The 18,189-nt window shown below is 36.1% G+C and carries 12 protein-coding genes, 1 tRNA gene, 1 pseudogene and 1 other annotated feature; of the genes and pseudogenes, 3 read left to right on the top strand and 11 right to left on the bottom strand.

Annotated features, from left to right (window positions below; all coding sequences use genetic code 11):
• Nucleotides 1–31: 31 nt before the first annotated feature.
• The 5 genes from serS to HMPREF2811_RS01490 all read right to left on the bottom strand — a co-directional run bounded on the left by serS (nt 32) and on the right by HMPREF2811_RS01490 (nt 4,789).
• Nucleotides 32–1,306, bottom strand: coding sequence for a serine--tRNA ligase (serS, locus tag HMPREF2811_RS01510; RefSeq protein WP_071407799.1), 1,275 nt, complete (start codon nt 1,304–1,306; stop codon nt 32–34).
• A gap of 48 nt (nt 1,307–1,354) precedes the next feature.
• Nucleotides 1,355–1,578: a binding site (T-box leader), on the bottom strand.
• Between the two features lie 330 nt (nt 1,579–1,908).
• Nucleotides 1,909–1,981, bottom strand: a tRNA-Val gene (locus HMPREF2811_RS01505).
• Nucleotides 1,982–2,397: 416 nt separating this feature from the next.
• A complete protein-coding gene (locus HMPREF2811_RS01500; protein WP_071407798.1) occupies nt 2,398–2,925 on the bottom strand; it encodes a tRNA (cytidine(34)-2'-O)-methyltransferase in 528 nt (175 codons plus the stop codon).
• Between the two features lie 3 nt (nt 2,926–2,928).
• On the bottom strand, nt 2,929–4,110 hold the full coding sequence (gene queG, locus HMPREF2811_RS01495) for a tRNA epoxyqueuosine(34) reductase QueG (protein WP_071407797.1): 1,182 nt from the start codon (nt 4,108–4,110) through the stop codon (nt 2,929–2,931).
• Between the two features lie 64 nt (nt 4,111–4,174).
• Nucleotides 4,175–4,789, bottom strand: coding sequence for a 50S ribosomal protein L25 (locus HMPREF2811_RS01490; RefSeq protein ID WP_071407796.1), 615 nt, complete (start codon nt 4,787–4,789; stop codon nt 4,175–4,177).
• A 146-nt stretch (nt 4,790–4,935) separates the two neighbouring features.
• On the opposite strand from HMPREF2811_RS01490, the gene HMPREF2811_RS01485 reads away from it, so the two are divergent.
• The gene (locus tag HMPREF2811_RS01485) at nt 4,936–5,343 is read left to right on the top strand and encodes a NusG domain II-containing protein (protein ID WP_066124325.1); all 408 of its coding nucleotides are present in this window, start codon (nt 4,936–4,938) and stop codon (nt 5,341–5,343) included.
• A 162-nt stretch (nt 5,344–5,505) separates the two neighbouring features.
• Here the strand turns inward: HMPREF2811_RS01485 and mgsA are convergent, their stop codons facing one another.
• Nucleotides 5,506–5,898, bottom strand: a complete 393-nt coding sequence (gene mgsA, locus HMPREF2811_RS01480; protein ID WP_071407810.1) for a methylglyoxal synthase — start codon at nt 5,896–5,898, stop codon at nt 5,506–5,508.
• A 736-nt stretch (nt 5,899–6,634) separates the two neighbouring features.
• Here mgsA and HMPREF2811_RS01475 point away from each other — a divergent pair.
• Both HMPREF2811_RS01475 and HMPREF2811_RS01470 read left to right on the top strand, forming a co-directional pair.
• Complete coding sequence (locus HMPREF2811_RS01475; protein ID WP_071407795.1) at nt 6,635–7,561, top strand: nitronate monooxygenase; 927 nt, start codon at nt 6,635–6,637, stop codon at nt 7,559–7,561.
• Nucleotides 7,562–8,058: 497 nt separating this feature from the next.
• Nucleotides 8,059–9,492: a DUF2130 domain-containing protein gene (locus HMPREF2811_RS01470; protein WP_071407794.1), complete on the top strand. Its 1,434-nt coding sequence runs from the start codon at nt 8,059–8,061 to the stop codon at nt 9,490–9,492.
• A 1,413-nt stretch (nt 9,493–10,905) separates the two neighbouring features.
• Here HMPREF2811_RS01470 and HMPREF2811_RS01465 read toward each other — a convergent pair.
• The 5 genes and pseudogenes from HMPREF2811_RS01465 to HMPREF2811_RS01445 all read right to left on the bottom strand — a co-directional run.
• A pseudogene (locus tag HMPREF2811_RS01465) lies at nt 10,906–12,804 on the bottom strand (pneumococcal-type histidine triad protein); the annotation flags it as partial.
• Nucleotide 12,805: 1 nt separating this feature from the next.
• Nucleotides 12,806–13,741, bottom strand: a complete 936-nt coding sequence (locus HMPREF2811_RS01460; protein WP_071407792.1) for a metal ABC transporter solute-binding protein, Zn/Mn family — start codon at nt 13,739–13,741, stop codon at nt 12,806–12,808.
• Nucleotides 13,742–14,227: 486 nt separating this feature from the next.
• Nucleotides 14,228–15,649 (bottom strand): glycoside hydrolase family 32 protein, encoded by a 1,422-nt coding sequence (locus HMPREF2811_RS01455; RefSeq protein ID WP_071407791.1) that lies wholly within the window; start codon nt 15,647–15,649, stop codon nt 14,228–14,230.
• A 14-nt stretch (nt 15,650–15,663) separates the two neighbouring features.
• Nucleotides 15,664–17,256 (bottom strand): ABC transporter substrate-binding protein, encoded by a 1,593-nt coding sequence (locus HMPREF2811_RS01450; RefSeq protein WP_371441396.1) that lies wholly within the window; start codon nt 17,254–17,256, stop codon nt 15,664–15,666.
• A gap of 40 nt (nt 17,257–17,296) precedes the next feature.
• A complete protein-coding gene (locus tag HMPREF2811_RS01445; protein WP_071407789.1) occupies nt 17,297–18,184 on the bottom strand; it encodes a carbohydrate ABC transporter permease in 888 nt (295 codons plus the stop codon).
• Nucleotides 18,185–18,189 lie beyond the last annotated feature (5 nt).

The following is an 18,189-nucleotide window of genomic DNA, read 5'->3' as shown; positions in this document are numbered from 1 at the left end:
CATTGATACAAAGGCTTGTTTTATTACATTTTTATCTAATTTCAGTAACCCCGCCCATATATGGAACAAGCACCTCTGGAATTTTCACACTACCGTCTGCTTGTTGGTAATTTTCTAAAATAGCTACCACTGTACGTCCAACAGCTAAGCCAGATCCATTTAAAGTATGAGCTAATACTACATGATCTTCTGAATCGCGGAAACGAATTTTAGCACGTCTCGCTTGGAAAGCCTCACAGTTTGAACATGAACTAATCTCACGGTAAGTATCTTGTCCTGGAATCCACGCTTCAATATCATAAGTTTTCGCTGCTGAAAAGCCCATGTCGCCAGTTGATAAAGTTAACACACGGTACGGAATATTCAACGCTTGTAAAATACCTTCTGCATTGGCAGTCATGGCCTCTAATTCTTCATAAGAATGGTCAGGATGAGCAATTTTAACAAGCTCTACTTTATGAAATTGGTGTAGACGAATTAAACCACGAGTATCACGACCCGCACTGCCCGCTTCAGAACGGAAAGAAGGTGACATGGCTGTCATTTTCATTGGTAATTGGTCTTCCGATAAAATTTCATTCGCAACATAGTTCGTTAATGGCACTTCAGCTGTTGGAATTAAAGTAAAACCACGCTCATCAGTTAATTGGAATGTATCTTCAACAAATTTAGGATATTGGCCAGTTCCAAACATTGATTGATCATTGACCATATAAGGCGGAATCATTTCAGTATAACCATTTTTTTCAGTATGAGTATCTAACATAAAATTATAGACTGCACGTTCTAAACGAGCACCTAATCCTTTATAGAAAACAAAGCGGCTACCGGTTACTTTTGCGGCACGTTCAAAATCTAAGATACCAAGTTTTTCCGCAATATCCCAATGATTCAATGGTTCAAAATCAAATTGGGTAGGTTCACCCCAACGACGAATTTCCACATTATCTTCTTCATCTTCCCCAACAGGTACACTGTCATGAGGAATGTTTGGTAATCGATGTTCAATATACTCTAACTTTTCATCAATAGCCGTTAAAGTTTCATCTTTTTCTTTAATGATTTCTCCTAATGTTTTCATTTCAGCAATTTTTCCATCAGCATTTTCTTTATTGCGTTTCAATTGGGCAATTTCGCCTGATACAGCATTACGCGTTTGCTTTAAATGTTCTACTTCTACTAATAATTCACGGCGTTGAATATCTAATTCACGATACTCATCCAAAGTCTCACGAGCTACACCACGGGTAGCAAGTTTAGCTGCTACTTCTTCAAACTTATCTCTTAATACTTTACGATCTAACATATCGCTTCCTCCTCTTTAGGTATAAAAAAATACAGAGCCTTATCCACTATCTGGGACGAAGGCTCTGTTCGCGGTACCACCCGATTTCAAATATGATAATCATACTTGCTCTCAAATCAAATCGTTAACGGGATTACCGGCACTACTTACTCAATAAATTGTTTTCATAGGCATATCGATTCGTGGATTCACTAATTAATTTGCGTGATTTGCACCTACCATCACGTCTCTAGACAAATACCTTAGTTACTACTCGAATCTGTTACTTTAATTATAATCATCTACTAATGAAAGTCAAGTTCCGGTTCATTTTGTATAATGATGTTTGGTTGGCTTATGGTGTGTGGCTTCTTCACAGTGCACTTTGTTCTAATCGTTTTTGAATATTGATCTCAATCGTAGTGAATCGAGATAACTTGTAGATTAAAGCTCTTTTAAAAACAAGTTTAATGTTTTGCACATAAAATTCAGATAGATTCGATATTATTTAGGCAGAAAATTTAAGTTTAAATTCCACCAACACATAACACAAAAAAGCCCTCAACGAAGAATCAGGAATTTTCGTTGAGAACTTATTGAACTGTATAAACAAGTTACTTTTATGGTCCCTACTGGGTTCGAACCAGCGACCCCTACCTTGTCGAGGTAGTGCTCTCCCAGCTGAGCTAAGGAACCGATTACTGCTATCATACCATATTGCTACAAGAAGAACAATAACATAAAAGTGAACAAGTAGCAGAAAATCAGATGATTTTCAATTCTTCTGCTCTATCTCATCATGATAGACTCGCTTACAATGTATAATGATAGATTCGCTTCACTCGCTTAATAAAAATTCGCTTCACTCGCTTAATAAAAAGGCTCGATTCCATCACTTAATGATAGACTCCATTCCGTCTTATATTAATAGACTCGCTTCCGTTGCAACATTAAAGACTCGTTTTCGTTGCAACATTAAAGACTCATTTTCGTTACACAATTGTAGATTCGTTTCGTCGCATAATGATATAGCCGCTTCCGTTACATAATAAAAGAGTGTGGACAAGATGCAAAAACAATTGTTCTGCAATTTCTTTTCCTCACTCTTTGTATTACCACTCTAGTTGGCGTGCTTTTTCAGTATCACGATAATGGTGAACTTTCTCCAACCCTTTAAATTGTTGTTGGCGTAAAGCCTCAAAAATAATAATATTAGCGGTGTTAGATAGATTTAAAGAACGCACATGTTCATCATTCATCGGAATCCGCAAACACTGATCTTGATGTGCTTCCATAAACTCGATTGGTAAACCCGTTGTTTCTTTACCAAAGATAAACACTTGTTCTTCAATACTTTCATCGGCTAGATTCACCTCACTATAGACATGAGGGGTAAACTTTGTGATTAAATATAATCGACGTTCACCTAACCATTCCATGAAAGAATCTAAATTTTTATGATAATAAATTTCAACATTGTGCCAATAATCTAACCCAGCACGTTTTAACATTTTATCATCGGTACTAAAACCTAAAGGCTCGATTAAATGTAAGGCCGTGTTCGTCGCCGCACATGTACGGGCAATATTACCGGTATTGGCTGGCATTAAAGGTTCAAATAAGGCGATATGATTTTTCATTGATTACTCTACTTTCTTCTCATCTCGAGGCATCCGTTTATTCTTTAATGTTTGTAAAGCCTCAGTCATTTCTTGTATTGTTTCGGGGTCGGTTTCCTTCTCCAATTGATCCGCCACGCATTGTATCATTGAAACATTGTAATAACGTTGAATTTGTGCAATCGCCCAAGCGGCTGTACCTCTTATCATCGGTCTTGGATCTTGTTCCATTATTTCTAATAATAATGGTAAAGCGGTACGGTCACGATAATTAGCTAATGCAATAATCGCATTTCTTTGTAATGGTTTCTTCCCACGCCAAGAACCGGCCATTTCACCAAATTTAGCATTAAATTCTTTATTCGACATTGTTAACATCGGTTTCAACAAGGGTTGAACTTGGTCAGGATTTGGCTCCATTTCTGGATGAATGTGTGAATCAATGCCTTGATTATAAGGACAGACAATTTGACAAATGTCACACCCATAGATAACATGAGTGATTTTCCGACGAAATTCTTTCGGCATATAACCTTTGGTTTGCGTTTGATAGCTAAGACAAAGTTGGGCATTCATTCGACCATCACCAAGCAGAGCATTGGTTGGACAAGCATCGATACATCGGGTACATTCCCCACATCCATTTTCAACGGGGGTATCCGGTTCAAACTCTATGTCGGTAATAATCTCACCTAAATAGACATAAGAACCAAATTCTTTGGTGATCAGCAGACCATTTTTACCAATAAATCCTAGACCCGCTCTTTGAGCAGCTGCCACATCAATTAATTCGCCGGTATCAACCATTGGTTTAAAATTAGCCGTTTCGGTCTTGGTCTTAATGAAGGCAATTAACTTATCCAAACGATCTTGTAAAATATGGTGATAATCCGTTCCCCATGATGCTCTGGCAAACATTCCTCGGCGATTTTCACGATCTTGAGGGTAAGGATTTTTAATCCGACTCGGATAAGCTAAAGCAATCGATATAATCGACTTTGGTCCGTCAAAAATTAATTCTGGGTAAAGTCTTTCATCGATATTAGGATGTTCAAAACCTGAAGTATGACCTTTAGCTTTTTGCTCCTCAAGTGAGGCTTTCAGATGAGCAAAAGGTTCAGCTGTTGAAAAACCTATTTTATCGATGCCAATTTCTTTTGCGGCCGCAATGATTTCTTCTTTTAACTGAGCACTTGCTGTTACCATCACCATCCCCCTTTCAATAAAAAAGGTTGAGACTTGCGCCCCAACCTCCATTTCCTACTAGAAATTATTCTTCTGTTTCTTCTTTTTCACCGATTACTTCTGGTTCCGCCACTTCATCTTCGTCAGTTGTTTCTTCTGGCTCTTCAGTTGGAGCTACGACTGACACTAATGATTCTTCTGCATCTGTAACTAATTCAACATTAGCTGGCATTTCTAAATCAGAAGCATATTTAACGTCACCAATTTCCATACCTGTAACATCAATTTCAAATGATGAAGGAATGTTTGCTGGTGTTGTTTCAACTAAAACAGTTGTTAATGATAAGTCCACGATACCTTCTTTAACAGTTTCTTCGTTAACTAATACCACTGGAATTTCAACTTGTAATTTATCATCTGCTGAAACAGCTTGTAAGTCTACTGAGTAGAACTCATCTTTTAATGAAGCTTTAACAAAGTCTTTGATTAAAACTTGTTGTGTTTTACCATCGATGTCAACATTAAATACCGCGTTAACACCTTCTTTTTTCAAGATGTTTTCGAATTCACGACGATCGATTAATAAAGATTGGGTTTCTTCCCCTTTTGAATACATTGCTACTGGAATTTTACCTTCTTGACGTGCTTTGCGAGAAGCTGAAGTTCCGGTAGTTGTTCTTAATTCTGCTTTTAAATTCATATAAATATAATCTCCTTACTATTCCTAATTTAATAGCGCTAATAGTTGCACACACAATATGATACCAAAATTTTCATCAAAAGGCTAGCAAAAAATGTTTCTTTTGTATACAATAAACAAGTAAGATCAATGAAAGGAGTGATAGAATGAAAAAAATAATTACTTTTCTAAAACCATGGGATTATATCTTAATTGCCTTCGCTTTATTTCTCTCCTTTTTACCAACCATTGTCACTGCGATTCAATATTCAATGCAACCAGAAGTGACCAATTATGCCATTGTCAAAATACATGGAAAAGAAGTCGATCGTTTCGAATTATATGAAGGAGCCGAAAACGTTCAAAAGACTTATTATCCAGGCGATAACCAATACAATATTATCGAACGTGAGGGTGACCACATTCGCATTAAAGAAGATAATTCTCCTGACCAAATCGGTGTTATGACCGGTTGGATAAAACGCCCCGGTCAAACTGCAATTTGCTTACCACATGGCTTAATTATCGAAGTCCTAGGTGAACCCGAAGATGATGAATTAGTCCTTCCTTTATGATAGATACACACTATAAAACAACAGGCTTAACGGAAATGGCATTCCTTAATTGGAATACCCATTTGCCGTTATTTTTTTATAATCCGATACCGCCTTCTATACTTTAAAGGGCGATTTATATTCTTAAAGGTCACCTTCTATAATCAATACCACCTTTTATCATTATAAGGCGCCTTCTTCGACTGCTTCTACTAATGGTAACGCATTTAGTAATACTTCGGCCGTTCCAATGTTCGTGGCCAAAGGAATATTATAGACATCACACAAACGAATTAACGCATTGACATCCGGTTCATGCGGTTGTGCTGCCAATGGATCACGTAAAAAGATAACCAATTCAATTTTTTGTTCGGAAATCATCGCACCAATTTGTTGGTCGCCACCTAATGGACCTGAGTTTAAACGATTGACGACTAACCCTGTTTTTTCATTGATTACTTTACCGGTAGTTCCCGTAGTATAAATCGTATGTTGACTCAACACATCTAAGTATTTTTTAGTTAATTCAATCATGATAGGTTTCTTTTGATCATGGGCAATTAAGGCAATATTCATCATTAGTTAACCTCACTTTATTCATTTTCTCATACTTATATTATATCATATTGCACAAAGTGAGCGCTATCTAAAGAACGCTCTCTAATAATGCATGGGCATGCTAATTTATTATCGCACTTCGAAAACGACCATCGCCCCACTTTTGATAATTTATTTAATTAAACAGACAATGTTTTGGGATGATTTCCCAATTTTAAATTAATACTCCTTCTTTCGCATTCTCATTCTCCACTTAGTACCACTGAGCGATTTTTATGAAAATTTAATCCTTCTGATTTTATAAGCGGCTGTCCTTCTCTTGGCTAGTATAAACTTGGTAAATTTGTTTAATGACATGCACAATGGCTAAGCGACATAAAACAATGGTTATAGAGACTAAGTATCAAATTGATTAATCTAGTCAAAGAATTACTCGCTAATGTTCAACTGTGTGTTGAAAAGCATCAAACTGCGTCTTAAAAAGATGAGGCCTCAACTTGGTCAAATTCAATCATTCGATTTCCTACTTCTGGTCCACTCCCAACAGTTTTAGACAGACGCATCAAAAAGCATCCGACTGTCTACTTCGTGCCAAGTCTCAACTGTGGCGGCGGTCGATAGATAGAAAGAAAACCATCTATTTTTCTTCAGGCTCACTCCATCATAAAATTATCCAGCGAAATCTATTAAAGTGATAAATTTTATGATACGATTAACTTGTGAAATACAAATCAAACTTTTAGGAGGATGCCCTATGACCATTACACAACTTTTTAAAATTCAATATCCCATCTTTCAAGGAGCGATGGCGCAAATTGCACGCTACCCCCTAGCCGCTGCCGTTTCACAAGCTGGTGGACTTGGTATTATTGCTTCAGGTGGCATGTCCGCTGAAACTTTACGTCATGAAATTCGCGAGTTAAGAAAAATTACCGATCGTCCTTTTGCCGTAAACTTGATGTTGATGATGGAAAATATTCCGGAATTAGTCCAAGTGATTATTGATGAACAAGTGCCAATCGTCACGACCGGTGCCGGCACACCCAAGCATGTCATGCCCTATCTAACAGAAGCCGGGATTAAAGTCGTTCCTGTAGTTGCGAGCGTAAAACATGCCATTAAGATGGCAGAATTAGGAGTAGATGCGATTATTGCAGAAGGAACAGAAGCAGGTGGTCATATTGGTAACACCACCACTATGGCACTGATTCCCCAAATCGTTGATGCCGTTAAAATCCCCGTCATTGCGGCCGGTGGAATTGCGGATGGTCGTGGCATGGCCGCTGCTTACACTTTAGGCGCGCAAGGGGTTCAATTAGGAACCGTATTCTTAGCGAGTGAAGAATGTCCGATTGCCAGAGGCTATAAAGAAGCTATACTTAAAGCAATCGATACCGATACGGTCGTCACCGGTACACGAGCTGGCGCACCAGTCCGTTGTCTTCGTAATCAAATGACTGAGAAATTTATTGAACTGGAAAATAATGATGCCAGTCGGGATGAATTAGAAAGCTTGACACTTGGTTCATTAGCCAAAGCAGTTAAAGACGGCGACCTTGAGAATGGTTCACTAATGGCTGGCCAAATTTCCGGGATGATCAATGAAATTAAGCCGGTTCACACCATTATTGAAGATATTTATCAAGAAGCAAAAGCCGTCTTAAATCGAACTGTCATTTAATCGACAACATTTTCGGTGAAATCCGAATCGTGATGTTCAAGCAGTATTGCTGTTGAAAAACGATATACGGCCATTTAAAAATAGAGAAATTTCAACCAATATTTCTGTTTGTAAAACGATATAACACCTTTCAGAAAATAAAATTTGCAACCAATACTTCTCGTAAAACGTATACGGCCATTCAGAACTATTAATTATATTTAGTCTGTTATTGATGCAAAAAATGGATGCATTTTCTGTTACAAAGGTTGAATCTTATTAGACAACTTATCTATTAGAGAAGTGTTTTACAATTGCGACTCATCATAATCTGGGCTTTGTATTCGACTGAGCCCGGATTTTTTGATAGATAAATTTATTACAATTAAAGTTTTATTGGTTTAACCGGGATAACTGTTAAAGAACTAATTGTCAGCCAATTTACGTATTTAATACAAAGATGAAACTTGACCTCACCCTATGATACAATACTATTGACAAACAAAGGAGTTGAGTAAATGCACCAAATTAAATGTCCACATTGTGGTGAAACTTTTCAAATTGATAAGACCAGTTATGCGAATATCGCGAGCCAAGTTAGAACTTCAGAATTTGATCAAGAACTACATAATCGCTTAGTACAAATTAATGAAGAACATCAAAAAGATATTGCCCTTGCTGAAGAAAAATTCAGTAAACTATTAACTGAACAACTAAATGATAAAGAAAAAGAATTAGCACAACTAGCGGTCGAAAAAGATCAGGTTATTTCTCAATTAACAGTAGAAAAAGAACGTGAAATTACCCAACTAAAGAATGACAAAGAGCAAGCTTTAACCAAATTAATCGCTGAAAAAGAACAGGCATTAGCGAAGTTACAAGCAAAAATTGATTTACAAAAAGAAAAAACTGCTGCTTCCTTAGTTGAAAAAGAAACGCAAATTAAAGCTGATTTAACCGAACAATTAACCCAACGCGACAAACAAATTGCCGACTTGGAAGCTCAATTAAATCAAATCGAGAATACGCATAAGATTTCCTCGATGGAACTGGTAACAGCCAAAGATAAAGAAATTAATGAATTAACCAATCGTTTGCAATTACAAGAAAAAGAAACTTTAATTGAGCAAAAAAACTTAAAAGAACGCTATGAAATTCAATTAATGCAAAAAGATGAAACCATTGCTTTCTATAAAGACTTTAAAGCTAAACAATCCACTAAAATGGTAGGTGAAAGTCTCGAGCAACATTGCGAAATTCAATTTAATGAGATTCGCGCTACTGCCTTTCCCCGTGCACAATTCGGGAAAGATAATGATGCTCGTTCAGGAAGTAAAGGCGATTATATTTATCGAGAATATGATGAACACGGTACTGAAATCATTTCAATTATGTTTGAAATGAAAAATGAAAATGACGAAACCGCCACTAAAAAGAAAAATGAACATTTCTTTAAAGAATTAGATAAAGATCGTACTGAAAAGAAATGTGAATATGCCATCTTAGTCAGCTTACTAGAAGCGGATAATGAATTATATAATAATGGAATTGTTGATGTTTCCTATGCTTATGAAAAGATGTATGTCATTCGCCCGCAGTTCTTTATTCCGATTATTAGTCTACTTAGAAATGCCGCAATGAACTCACTACAATATAAACAAGAGTTAGCTTTAACTCGAGAACAGAATATTGATATTGCACACTTTGAAGAAGATTTAGAAGAATTTAAATCAGCTTTCGCACGTAATTATGACCTGGCCAGCCGAAAATTCCAAACAGCCATTGATGAAATTGATAAAACTATCACACATTTGGAAAAAACTAAAGCTGCTTTATTATCTTCTGAAAATAACTTGCGTCTAGCAAATAATAAAGCGGATGATTTAACGGTAAAAAAATTAACGCGTAATAATCCCACCATGCGCGCAAAATTCGAAGCATTGAAAGACTAATTGTTTAACAAGTTAAAATATAAAACCGTTCGATTATTTTTATCGGCTAGCCATTTGCACAGTATCTACACTGTCAAAAAAGCTAGCGAATAGAACCGTCGTCCATCGAGTGATACACCACATCACGATGTCTTCACTGTCAAAAAAAAAAAAAGCTAGCGAATAAAACCTCTTTTAAGAATGTTTCACATAATGTTTTACATAGATTGAGGAAAAGAAATCTTGATGTTTTAGATCATTTTCACTTACGAGAGGCCGCCACACAGTTCAAACATAAAACCAAGCTATAGCTCAACTTTTCGAGATGCCGCTTGATATTTATACGACTTTTTTGCTTACGATTTTACATCCTAAAAAAGCGTTGAGGTTCCTTACTAGGACTTCAACGCTTTTTCTTATTTCTGTTTGGTACCATTGAACCCGATTGATTTAATAGTACGTTTTAAATTAAAGTGTTAATTTATTGGCCTAGATTAAAGAATGGGCACAATATAACAACATAAATCATTGTCGCTTTGTCTGAGCACTCCACACAGTTGGGAGTGGACCAGAAGGTAATTACTCTACTGCTTCAATAGTGGTTGGGACTTCCATTGTAGTACTCGTCTCTTCAACAGGTGCTTCGACACTGGTTTCAACCGTTGTTTCAACATTAGCTTCAGGCATAACTTCAGTAGTTGATTCGACAACACCATCAACGGCTTCAGTGGTCGTCGTTTCTTCCACAGCACTTTCGTTTTGGTCCATTTCTGTTGTTTCAGCATTCACTTCTGAAGTCGTGGATTCTGCTTCAACAGCCTTAGGTAATTCAGGTAATGTGCCTTTTTCTTGATACGCAGCAAGTACATCTGCTTTATCAATGACAATAAAGTCATCATCTGAATAATAGACTTTAAAGCCTTCTGGTTCAAATTGATAATAAACTGAGAACGGCGGTAGATTATAATGTTTTTCTAAAAATTCAATCAAGGTAGAATTTAAAATTTCTTCTTCTGGTTGATTGTCTGCTTCCTCTGAATCTTCTTGTTTTTTATTTTGTCTTTCTTTAATAATATCTTGAGCTTGTGCTTTCAATGTTTCTGGTAATTGGTTGGTATCTAAAGTGAAATATTCACTTCCACCTTTTTTAGGAATTGACACAGTACCATTATCCCAAACAAAAGTAGCACTGTCTTTTAAGTCTTCTGGACTAAAGATATAACCTTCGTCATTCGCAAAGATTCCTTTTGCTAAGGCAGCATTTACTTCTTCGACACTGTGAACGATTTGCCAGTTTTTCAATCCAGCACGTTCAGATTTTGGTGTCACATTAGGCACATAAGTAATCTCATTCGATACAGTGTCTTCATGGCCTTCATCGGTCCATGGTACTGGACGATATTCAGGATGTTGCATTAAATATTTAACCGTCGCGATTTGTTCTTTGGTTAAATCACTATAATACACAATATGAATATGATCGATATGTGGAATAATAAAGGAATCGCCAGTATCGTATGTTGCGCTACCCGCATGCATTGGTAATTGACTAAGTGGAACATATAAACCAGGTTCTAATTCACCTTCATTCGCTTTCGCAACTTCGAATTTATATTTTAAATCTGAATTTAAATTAAGTTGTTGTTCTGCAAATGAAATGGCTTGATAATCTAATTCGCTTATTGGTTTGAAGACTTCTTTTTTATTTGCTAAAAAGACATAACCAACTTGGCCATTTTGAGTTTCTTTTCTTAACACCGCCTTAGCATTAAATGGTATTTCTTGCGGTGATGACGCTTCGTTTTTATCCTTTTGATCATTTTCATTGACTAAAACTAAATCAATACCGAAATGTTTTTTAATGTATGTTTTAGCAGCTTGTAGTTCTTTTTTATTTAAATCAGTAAAAGGAACCCAGTGATAATGACTACCATGTTTAGCAATAATCCCTTGGCGTTCTACTTTCGTAATGGATTCAACGGAAAAGACATACCCATCACTCGTTGTATAAGGTTTGTTAGAATCGGTAGGTTTAACCGTTATCGTATTGTCATTAGTGTGACCATTTTGATTACCGTGGTTATTTTGGTTATTTTGATGATTGTTACCAAGTTGACCGCTATTATCAGATGTCGAAGGTTTAGTGTTACCATTCTTACCTAATACAGCTAACGCAATTTGTAACTCTGCAGCAGTAAGGTCAGATTTTGGTATAAAATGAAAATGATTACCATGCGGTACGATAAAGCCATCGCCTAAGTCTTGAATAACATCATAGGGACTGAACACATAACCATCACTGGTCACATAGCTACCACTAGCATCTCTTGAACCTGATCCACCCAACAATTCGCCTTCTTTTACATGATTCACTTTTTCTCGTTTATCACGTTGTGATGCATCTTGTTCTTGAAATTCAGCAAATGATTTTTTAACTTGTTGAAGAATCGTGTCGATATCCATAATATGGTCATTATTTTTTTCTTGATAGACTTTATATTGGTCATCAATTTTTACGATAAAACCGTCTTTAATCGCTTGTTTAACATCTGCTTCTTGTAATTGATAATCGCTAGGTGCTAATAATAATTCACTAAAATAAGCTTCTTCTGCTACTTCGCCACTGAATACATATAAATCAATGCCAACTAACAGTACATATTCTTTTTCAGTAATATAAACGACAATCGGTTGTCCTTCAAAGTCTAAGTCTTTTAATACTTCTTCAGGCGTTTTATCTACAACCGGCATAATTAAGCTCTCGTCAGTTAAGTGATAATCTTTTCTCAATTCCACGATTGCCTTAGCATCTTTCGGATTAAGACCATTCGCTTGTAATAACAATTCATCGGTTGAACGTACAGTCGATGCTTTTTTGCCCTCTTCTAACCAAACATAATATTGATCGTCTTTTTTGACAATCCACCCATTCGCAATTTCACTCACTTTTTCAAAAGACTCTAGGTCCTCTTCAGTCACTATGCTTTCTAAGAAAATAGAATCCTCAGGTACTTCACCATTGTAATAATGATAATGGTCTCCATGAGAAGTAACATAACCTTCTTCGGTAATTTTTACAATAATTTGTTCTGCGGCAATGCCTTCATCTAAATTAACTTCTTCTTGTGAGCGTGATTCGGTCATTGAATGATTACTGTCAGTTTGGTTTTCTTCAGCTCCATCAACATAATCCATTCCTGATGAGCTAGTTTCTTCAGTGCCATCGACATAATTCATACCTGATGAACTGTTTTCTTCGGCTAAGACTATATTTTGATTTAAGAATACTCCACTGGCTAATAACGTAACTAATAATGATTTTTTGAAATTCATACTATTCCTCCTGTTGTAAATGACTGCTTAATGTTTCTAATACTTTTTCTAAATTCACTAAAAATGGATCAGTATTAAGTGGATCGCCTTCTAGTGGACTCAATTCCACAATGGTTGTGCCGGTCGCATCCGCAATCACTTTAGCGGCACGGTCAGAGACATTGGGTTCAACAAAGATTGTCTTCACTTGGTACTCATTAACAAATTTTTGTACTTCGGCAATTTTCTTTGATGACGGCTCAATATCGGAAGATACCCCTGCAATTCCTAACTGTTTCAAATTAAAGCGGTGGGCTAAATATGAAAAAGCCGTATGTTGGGTAACAAAGGTTTTCTGTTTCAATTGTTCAAAAATCGGTTGATATTTAGCAACAAGTTGTTCTGCTTGTTCAACAAATTGTTTTGCATTCGCTTGATAAGTCTCTTGGTTGTCTGAGTCTAATTCCGATAAACGATCCGCAATCAATTGCGCTTCAACACCAGCTTCAATCGGATCTAACCAAGTGTGTGGGTCATACAACGCCGCATTATCCATCCCTTCGATTTCTTCAATATCTTCTAAACCGGTAACCTTCTGCATGGCCATTCCTCTTGAGGCCTCAACTAAAATAACGGATGAATTCTGTAAATTAACCGCAATATTTTTAGTCCAAGATTCTAAAATATTAGAATGATAAATGAAAATATCGGCATCATAAATAGCCGCTATATCATTGGCTGAAGGTTCAAAACCATGGATACCATTTCTAGAATTAAGAACGCGAACTTCGTGCAAATCACCGACAATTTCTTTGGTGATAGCGTACATTGGATAAAAACTTGTGACAATATTTAATTCTGTTGGTTCATTCGCTTTCGCAATCATGACAGGACGTTGAATAAGGGACGTACAGCATAATAACATGATTAAAAAGCAAGCTCGCCATATTTTTTTCATTTCTCTCAACCTTTCAATTTATAAATTCAACGTTTTAAATTGTAATAATTATCTATTATTAAGTCAAGCGTTTTTTGCAATAAAAAGTAATTTTTACATTTTCTTAATGTTTGTGGACTCGTTTTTTGTTACAGCACCAACAGGAAATAGCATGAACAATCCTATGATTCGATTGTTAATAATTGAAGGCTTATTTTACTCCAACAAAAAAGGACCAATCATTAGTAATCCCTTGATTACCTTTGATTGGTCCATTCCCTATTAGTTTGTTTTAAATAATCATCTATCAATCACTGAAAATTTTACTAGACGTCCTGTCGTGAATATCATCAATATCAATGAGGTATTATTAGATGGCACGGCCTGCTGTTTCATCAAATATCAATGAGGTATTATTAGATGGCATGACCTGCTGTTTCATCAAATATATACAAAGACACTTCAGGAGGTCATGACCTAAAGCCTCAACAAACAATAATCAAACAATTATTGAATGACATAACTTGAAATTTCAACTTCTCCATTACATAAGGTCACAGCCGGCTCAATTCCTTCTTCTAAATAAATATTAGACGATAAAGTCGCTGTGCCATCATTGGCAATTAGTTCGATGGAATTCGTATCTAAGATAATTTCCAGTCTAGTTAATTGGTCTTCTTTTACTCTGAAACCACGTTTAGTAACAGGTTCTTTTTCTTCACCTGATAAATCAATTCTTAGATTTTCTCGGTCTAAATAAACGGCATTGCCATCCTTTTCATAACGAATGCTGACATAGTCATTGGCACTCCCCACTCGCAATTCAAAATCGGCTTGCTCCCTAGGTCGTAAGACTAATAATTTCGCTTGATTCATCGAAAAATCATCCGTCGTTTCTATTGCTAAATGTGCTTCAGTCAATACAGGAGTTTGCGTAAATTTGTTATCTCGCCAGTGTAATACACGTGGCATAGTCATCCCGAAAGCCCACTGATGGTCTAACTCTTTGGTCACATTATGACGTCCCCAAGTATTCATCCAAGCAATCATAATACGACGACCTTCGTCATCTTCTAATGTTTGAGGCGCATAGAAATCATGTCCATGATCTAATTCTGCCCATTGTTCAGGGATAAATTCTTTTTTCTCCCAATCAACTTTCCCTTTAACAACCACTGTGGTATTTATGTTATGATGACTTAAATCATCGCGGTCAAAACGCATTGGTGACATTAATAGTGTATCAACGCCATCAAGATTAAAGTAATCTGGACATTCCCACATTTCACCTTGTTCCTTCGTTCCTTTAAGGAAGATCGACTCATATTGCCACTCAATTAAATCATCGGAACTATATAATAAGACACAACCTACACCGTCTTCATGACGAGCCACAATCACCGCATAATATTTGCCATTTTTTTCAAAAACCTTTGGATCACGAAAATCAGCTGGCACTATTCCTTCAGGTAAATCCGCTTCGGTTAATACCGGGTTTTGAGCAATTTTTTCAAAATGAACTCCATCTTCTGAGACGGCGATATTTTGTATTTGACGCGGTTCGCCTTGTTCATTTTGAATATTCCCTGTATACATTAACCATAATTTGCCATCTTTTTCAATGGCACTACCTGAAAAGCATCCACCAAGGTCATAATTCTTATCTGGTGCTAACGCTACAGGTAAATGTTCCCAATGGATTAAATCTTTTGACTTAGCATGTCCCCAATGCATCGGCCCCCAAATCGCATCATAAGGATAATGTTGATAAAACAAATGGTACTCTCCCTGATAGAAGATAAAGCCATTTGGATCATTAATCCACCCGATAGGTGCCGTAAAATGCACCTGAGGTCGGTATTGTGGATTGACTAAATGTTTGTTTTCTTTAATAAATTGATTTGCTCGCTCGATTGTAAATTGAGTCATTGATACGCCTCCTACTATTCTTGGTTAGCTAAATATTCATCAAAATATTTTTGTTTAATTTCTAACCATTCTGGTAATCTAAATCTATCCAATTCTGCTAAATATGCATCCCATTCTTCATCAATATTACCGTTAACAATCCATTCTGAACGTTTACGGTTAACATATTCCATTAAGTCTGCTTCGATTGTTTCAATCTTTTCTAAGTCTTCAACTGTCATAAATATACGCGGATAATTATAATCATTATTCATATATGGCACATAATGTTCGTGTAATAAATCTAAACGCCATTTCGCATCATCTGGCATCGTCGTCACAGTACCATAGTATTCATCCAAGATTGCTAAAGGTCCACCCAATTCCGTCTTTTGACGTAATTCTCCTGGAGCTGTCCCTTCTAATGGTAAGTGTTTTAAAGTTTGTGTTGCTTCATCAAATTCAAAGATATTTTGTTGGGTATCATCACCATAGGTTCCCCAGTTATTTTGAACAGATTGTACTGGTTCGTACATCCTATCAAGCCATTTGGCCGTTAACTCTAAGTTTTTATTAGCTGAAGTAATAACGGCACGGTCACGAGAAAAACCAAAGTTATTAGTACGTGCAATATGTTTTTTACCATCTGGTCCTGCTAATGCTGGTAAAATATCATAACTATCGTTCATCCCTGTTACATTGGCTTTATCCCATGTAAAGTAGACACCATAACGATGTTCTGACCCTTTCGCAATATAAGTGTTCCAATCTTGTTCAAAGGCTTCAGTGTCTAATAAACCACGTTCATATAAATCACGCATGAACTTGATTCCTTCTTTGTACTCTTCGTTATCAGCTGTAAAGTCAACTGTTTTATCGTTTGAGACAACAACGTGATCATCCGTATCACCGATTCCAAAGGCTCCCATTAAGATTTTAAAGTCTTCATTACCTCCATTATTAATAAAGGCCATTGGGATTTCATCCGCTTCACCATTACCATTAGGGTCTTCAGTTTTAAATGCTTCTAAGACTTCAATTAAATCATCAGTTGTTTCTGGCATGTCTAAACCTAAATTATCTAACCATTCTACGTTAATCCATGCGATATCATTAACAGAGTGAATCGATTCTTTATCAGATCCTAATTCTTCAATCCAAGGGAATGAATAAATATGACCATCAGGTGCTGTAATCATCGCGCGATATTCTGGATTTTCATCTAGTATTTTCTTAAAATTAGGCATATACTGATCGATTAAATCTTCAACAGGAACAATAACCCCATTTTTAGCCCATTTAATTAAATCCACATCTGAAGCCGCAGCATTATGGAAGACATCTGGTAAATCACCGCTGGAAATATCTAAGTTACGTTTTTCAGCATAATCAGTATTGTAATTAATCCATTCAATATGCACATTTGTATCTTCTTCTAATCTTTTGACAATTAATTTGTCATTAGGGTCTTCTGGCGCCAAAGGTGAACTACCGGTCGTCACTTTTAAAGTCACTTGCTTTTCTAACGGAAATTGTACATCCTTCAAACCGTAATCAGGACTTGAGGTCCCACCACCCCCACTACATGCCGTTAAAATTAAACCACTGGACATTAACAATCCAAACATTTTTGCTTTTTTCATTTTTTTCCCTCCAAAAAATATTTTTTTATCCTTTAATTGAACCAACCAAAATACCTTTATCAAAGTATTTTTGGAAGAATGGGTACATAATCATCAATGGTAAACTTGAGACAACAATAGTAGCGTATTTAATCATTTCGGCAATACGTTGAATATCAATCATTGCGGTATTTGTTCCAATCATTTCTTGATTAGGTTGATTTTGAATTAAGATTTTTCGTAAAACCAATTGTAAGGGTTCTAATTTTGGATCTTTTAAATAAATCATCGCATCAAAATATGAATTCCATTGACCTACAAAAGCATATAAGAACAGTACAAATAAAATTGGCTTGCATAATGGCACAATAATTTTGACAAAAATTTGAAAATCATTGGCGCCATCAATAACAGCTGCTTCAATTAATTCTTCAGGTAAATTTTGACAATACGTACGAATTAAAATGATATTCCAAACATTGACTGCTCCTGGTATTAAGATTGACCATACAGTATTTAACATTCCTAGTTGCTTAACCAATAAATAAGTTGGTACTAAACCGCCACCAAAGAACATGGTAATCAGCAACATTATATTAATCCATTTTCTACCTACCAAATCTTTTCTAGATAATGGATAAGCGGTTAACATTGACACTGCAACTGTAATAACTGAAAAAGTGAGTGAATAAAAGATTGAATTAATAAACCCTCTAACAATCGAAGAATCAGCAAATACTCGTTGGTAGCCTTGTAATGTCCAGTCTTTAGGATTAAAACTAATTCCTTTTGCTAGTAAAGTCGTTGGATCCATGAAGGATGCAATTAAAATATAGACAAGTGGTACAAATGTAATTAAAACAATCAGACCAATCATGATTTTATTAATCAATAAAATTCGACGGTCAAAATCTGTTTGCATTGCTGAATTCATTATTT

Origin of the sequence: Globicatella sp. HMSC072A10, from assembly GCF_001811625.1 — a bacterium.
In the GTDB taxonomy this organism is placed as follows: Bacteria; Bacillota; Bacilli; order Lactobacillales; family Aerococcaceae; genus Globicatella; species Globicatella sanguinis.
Note: the sequence above shows the minus strand (reverse complement) of the source record. Positions and strands in the feature narration are given on the sequence as shown.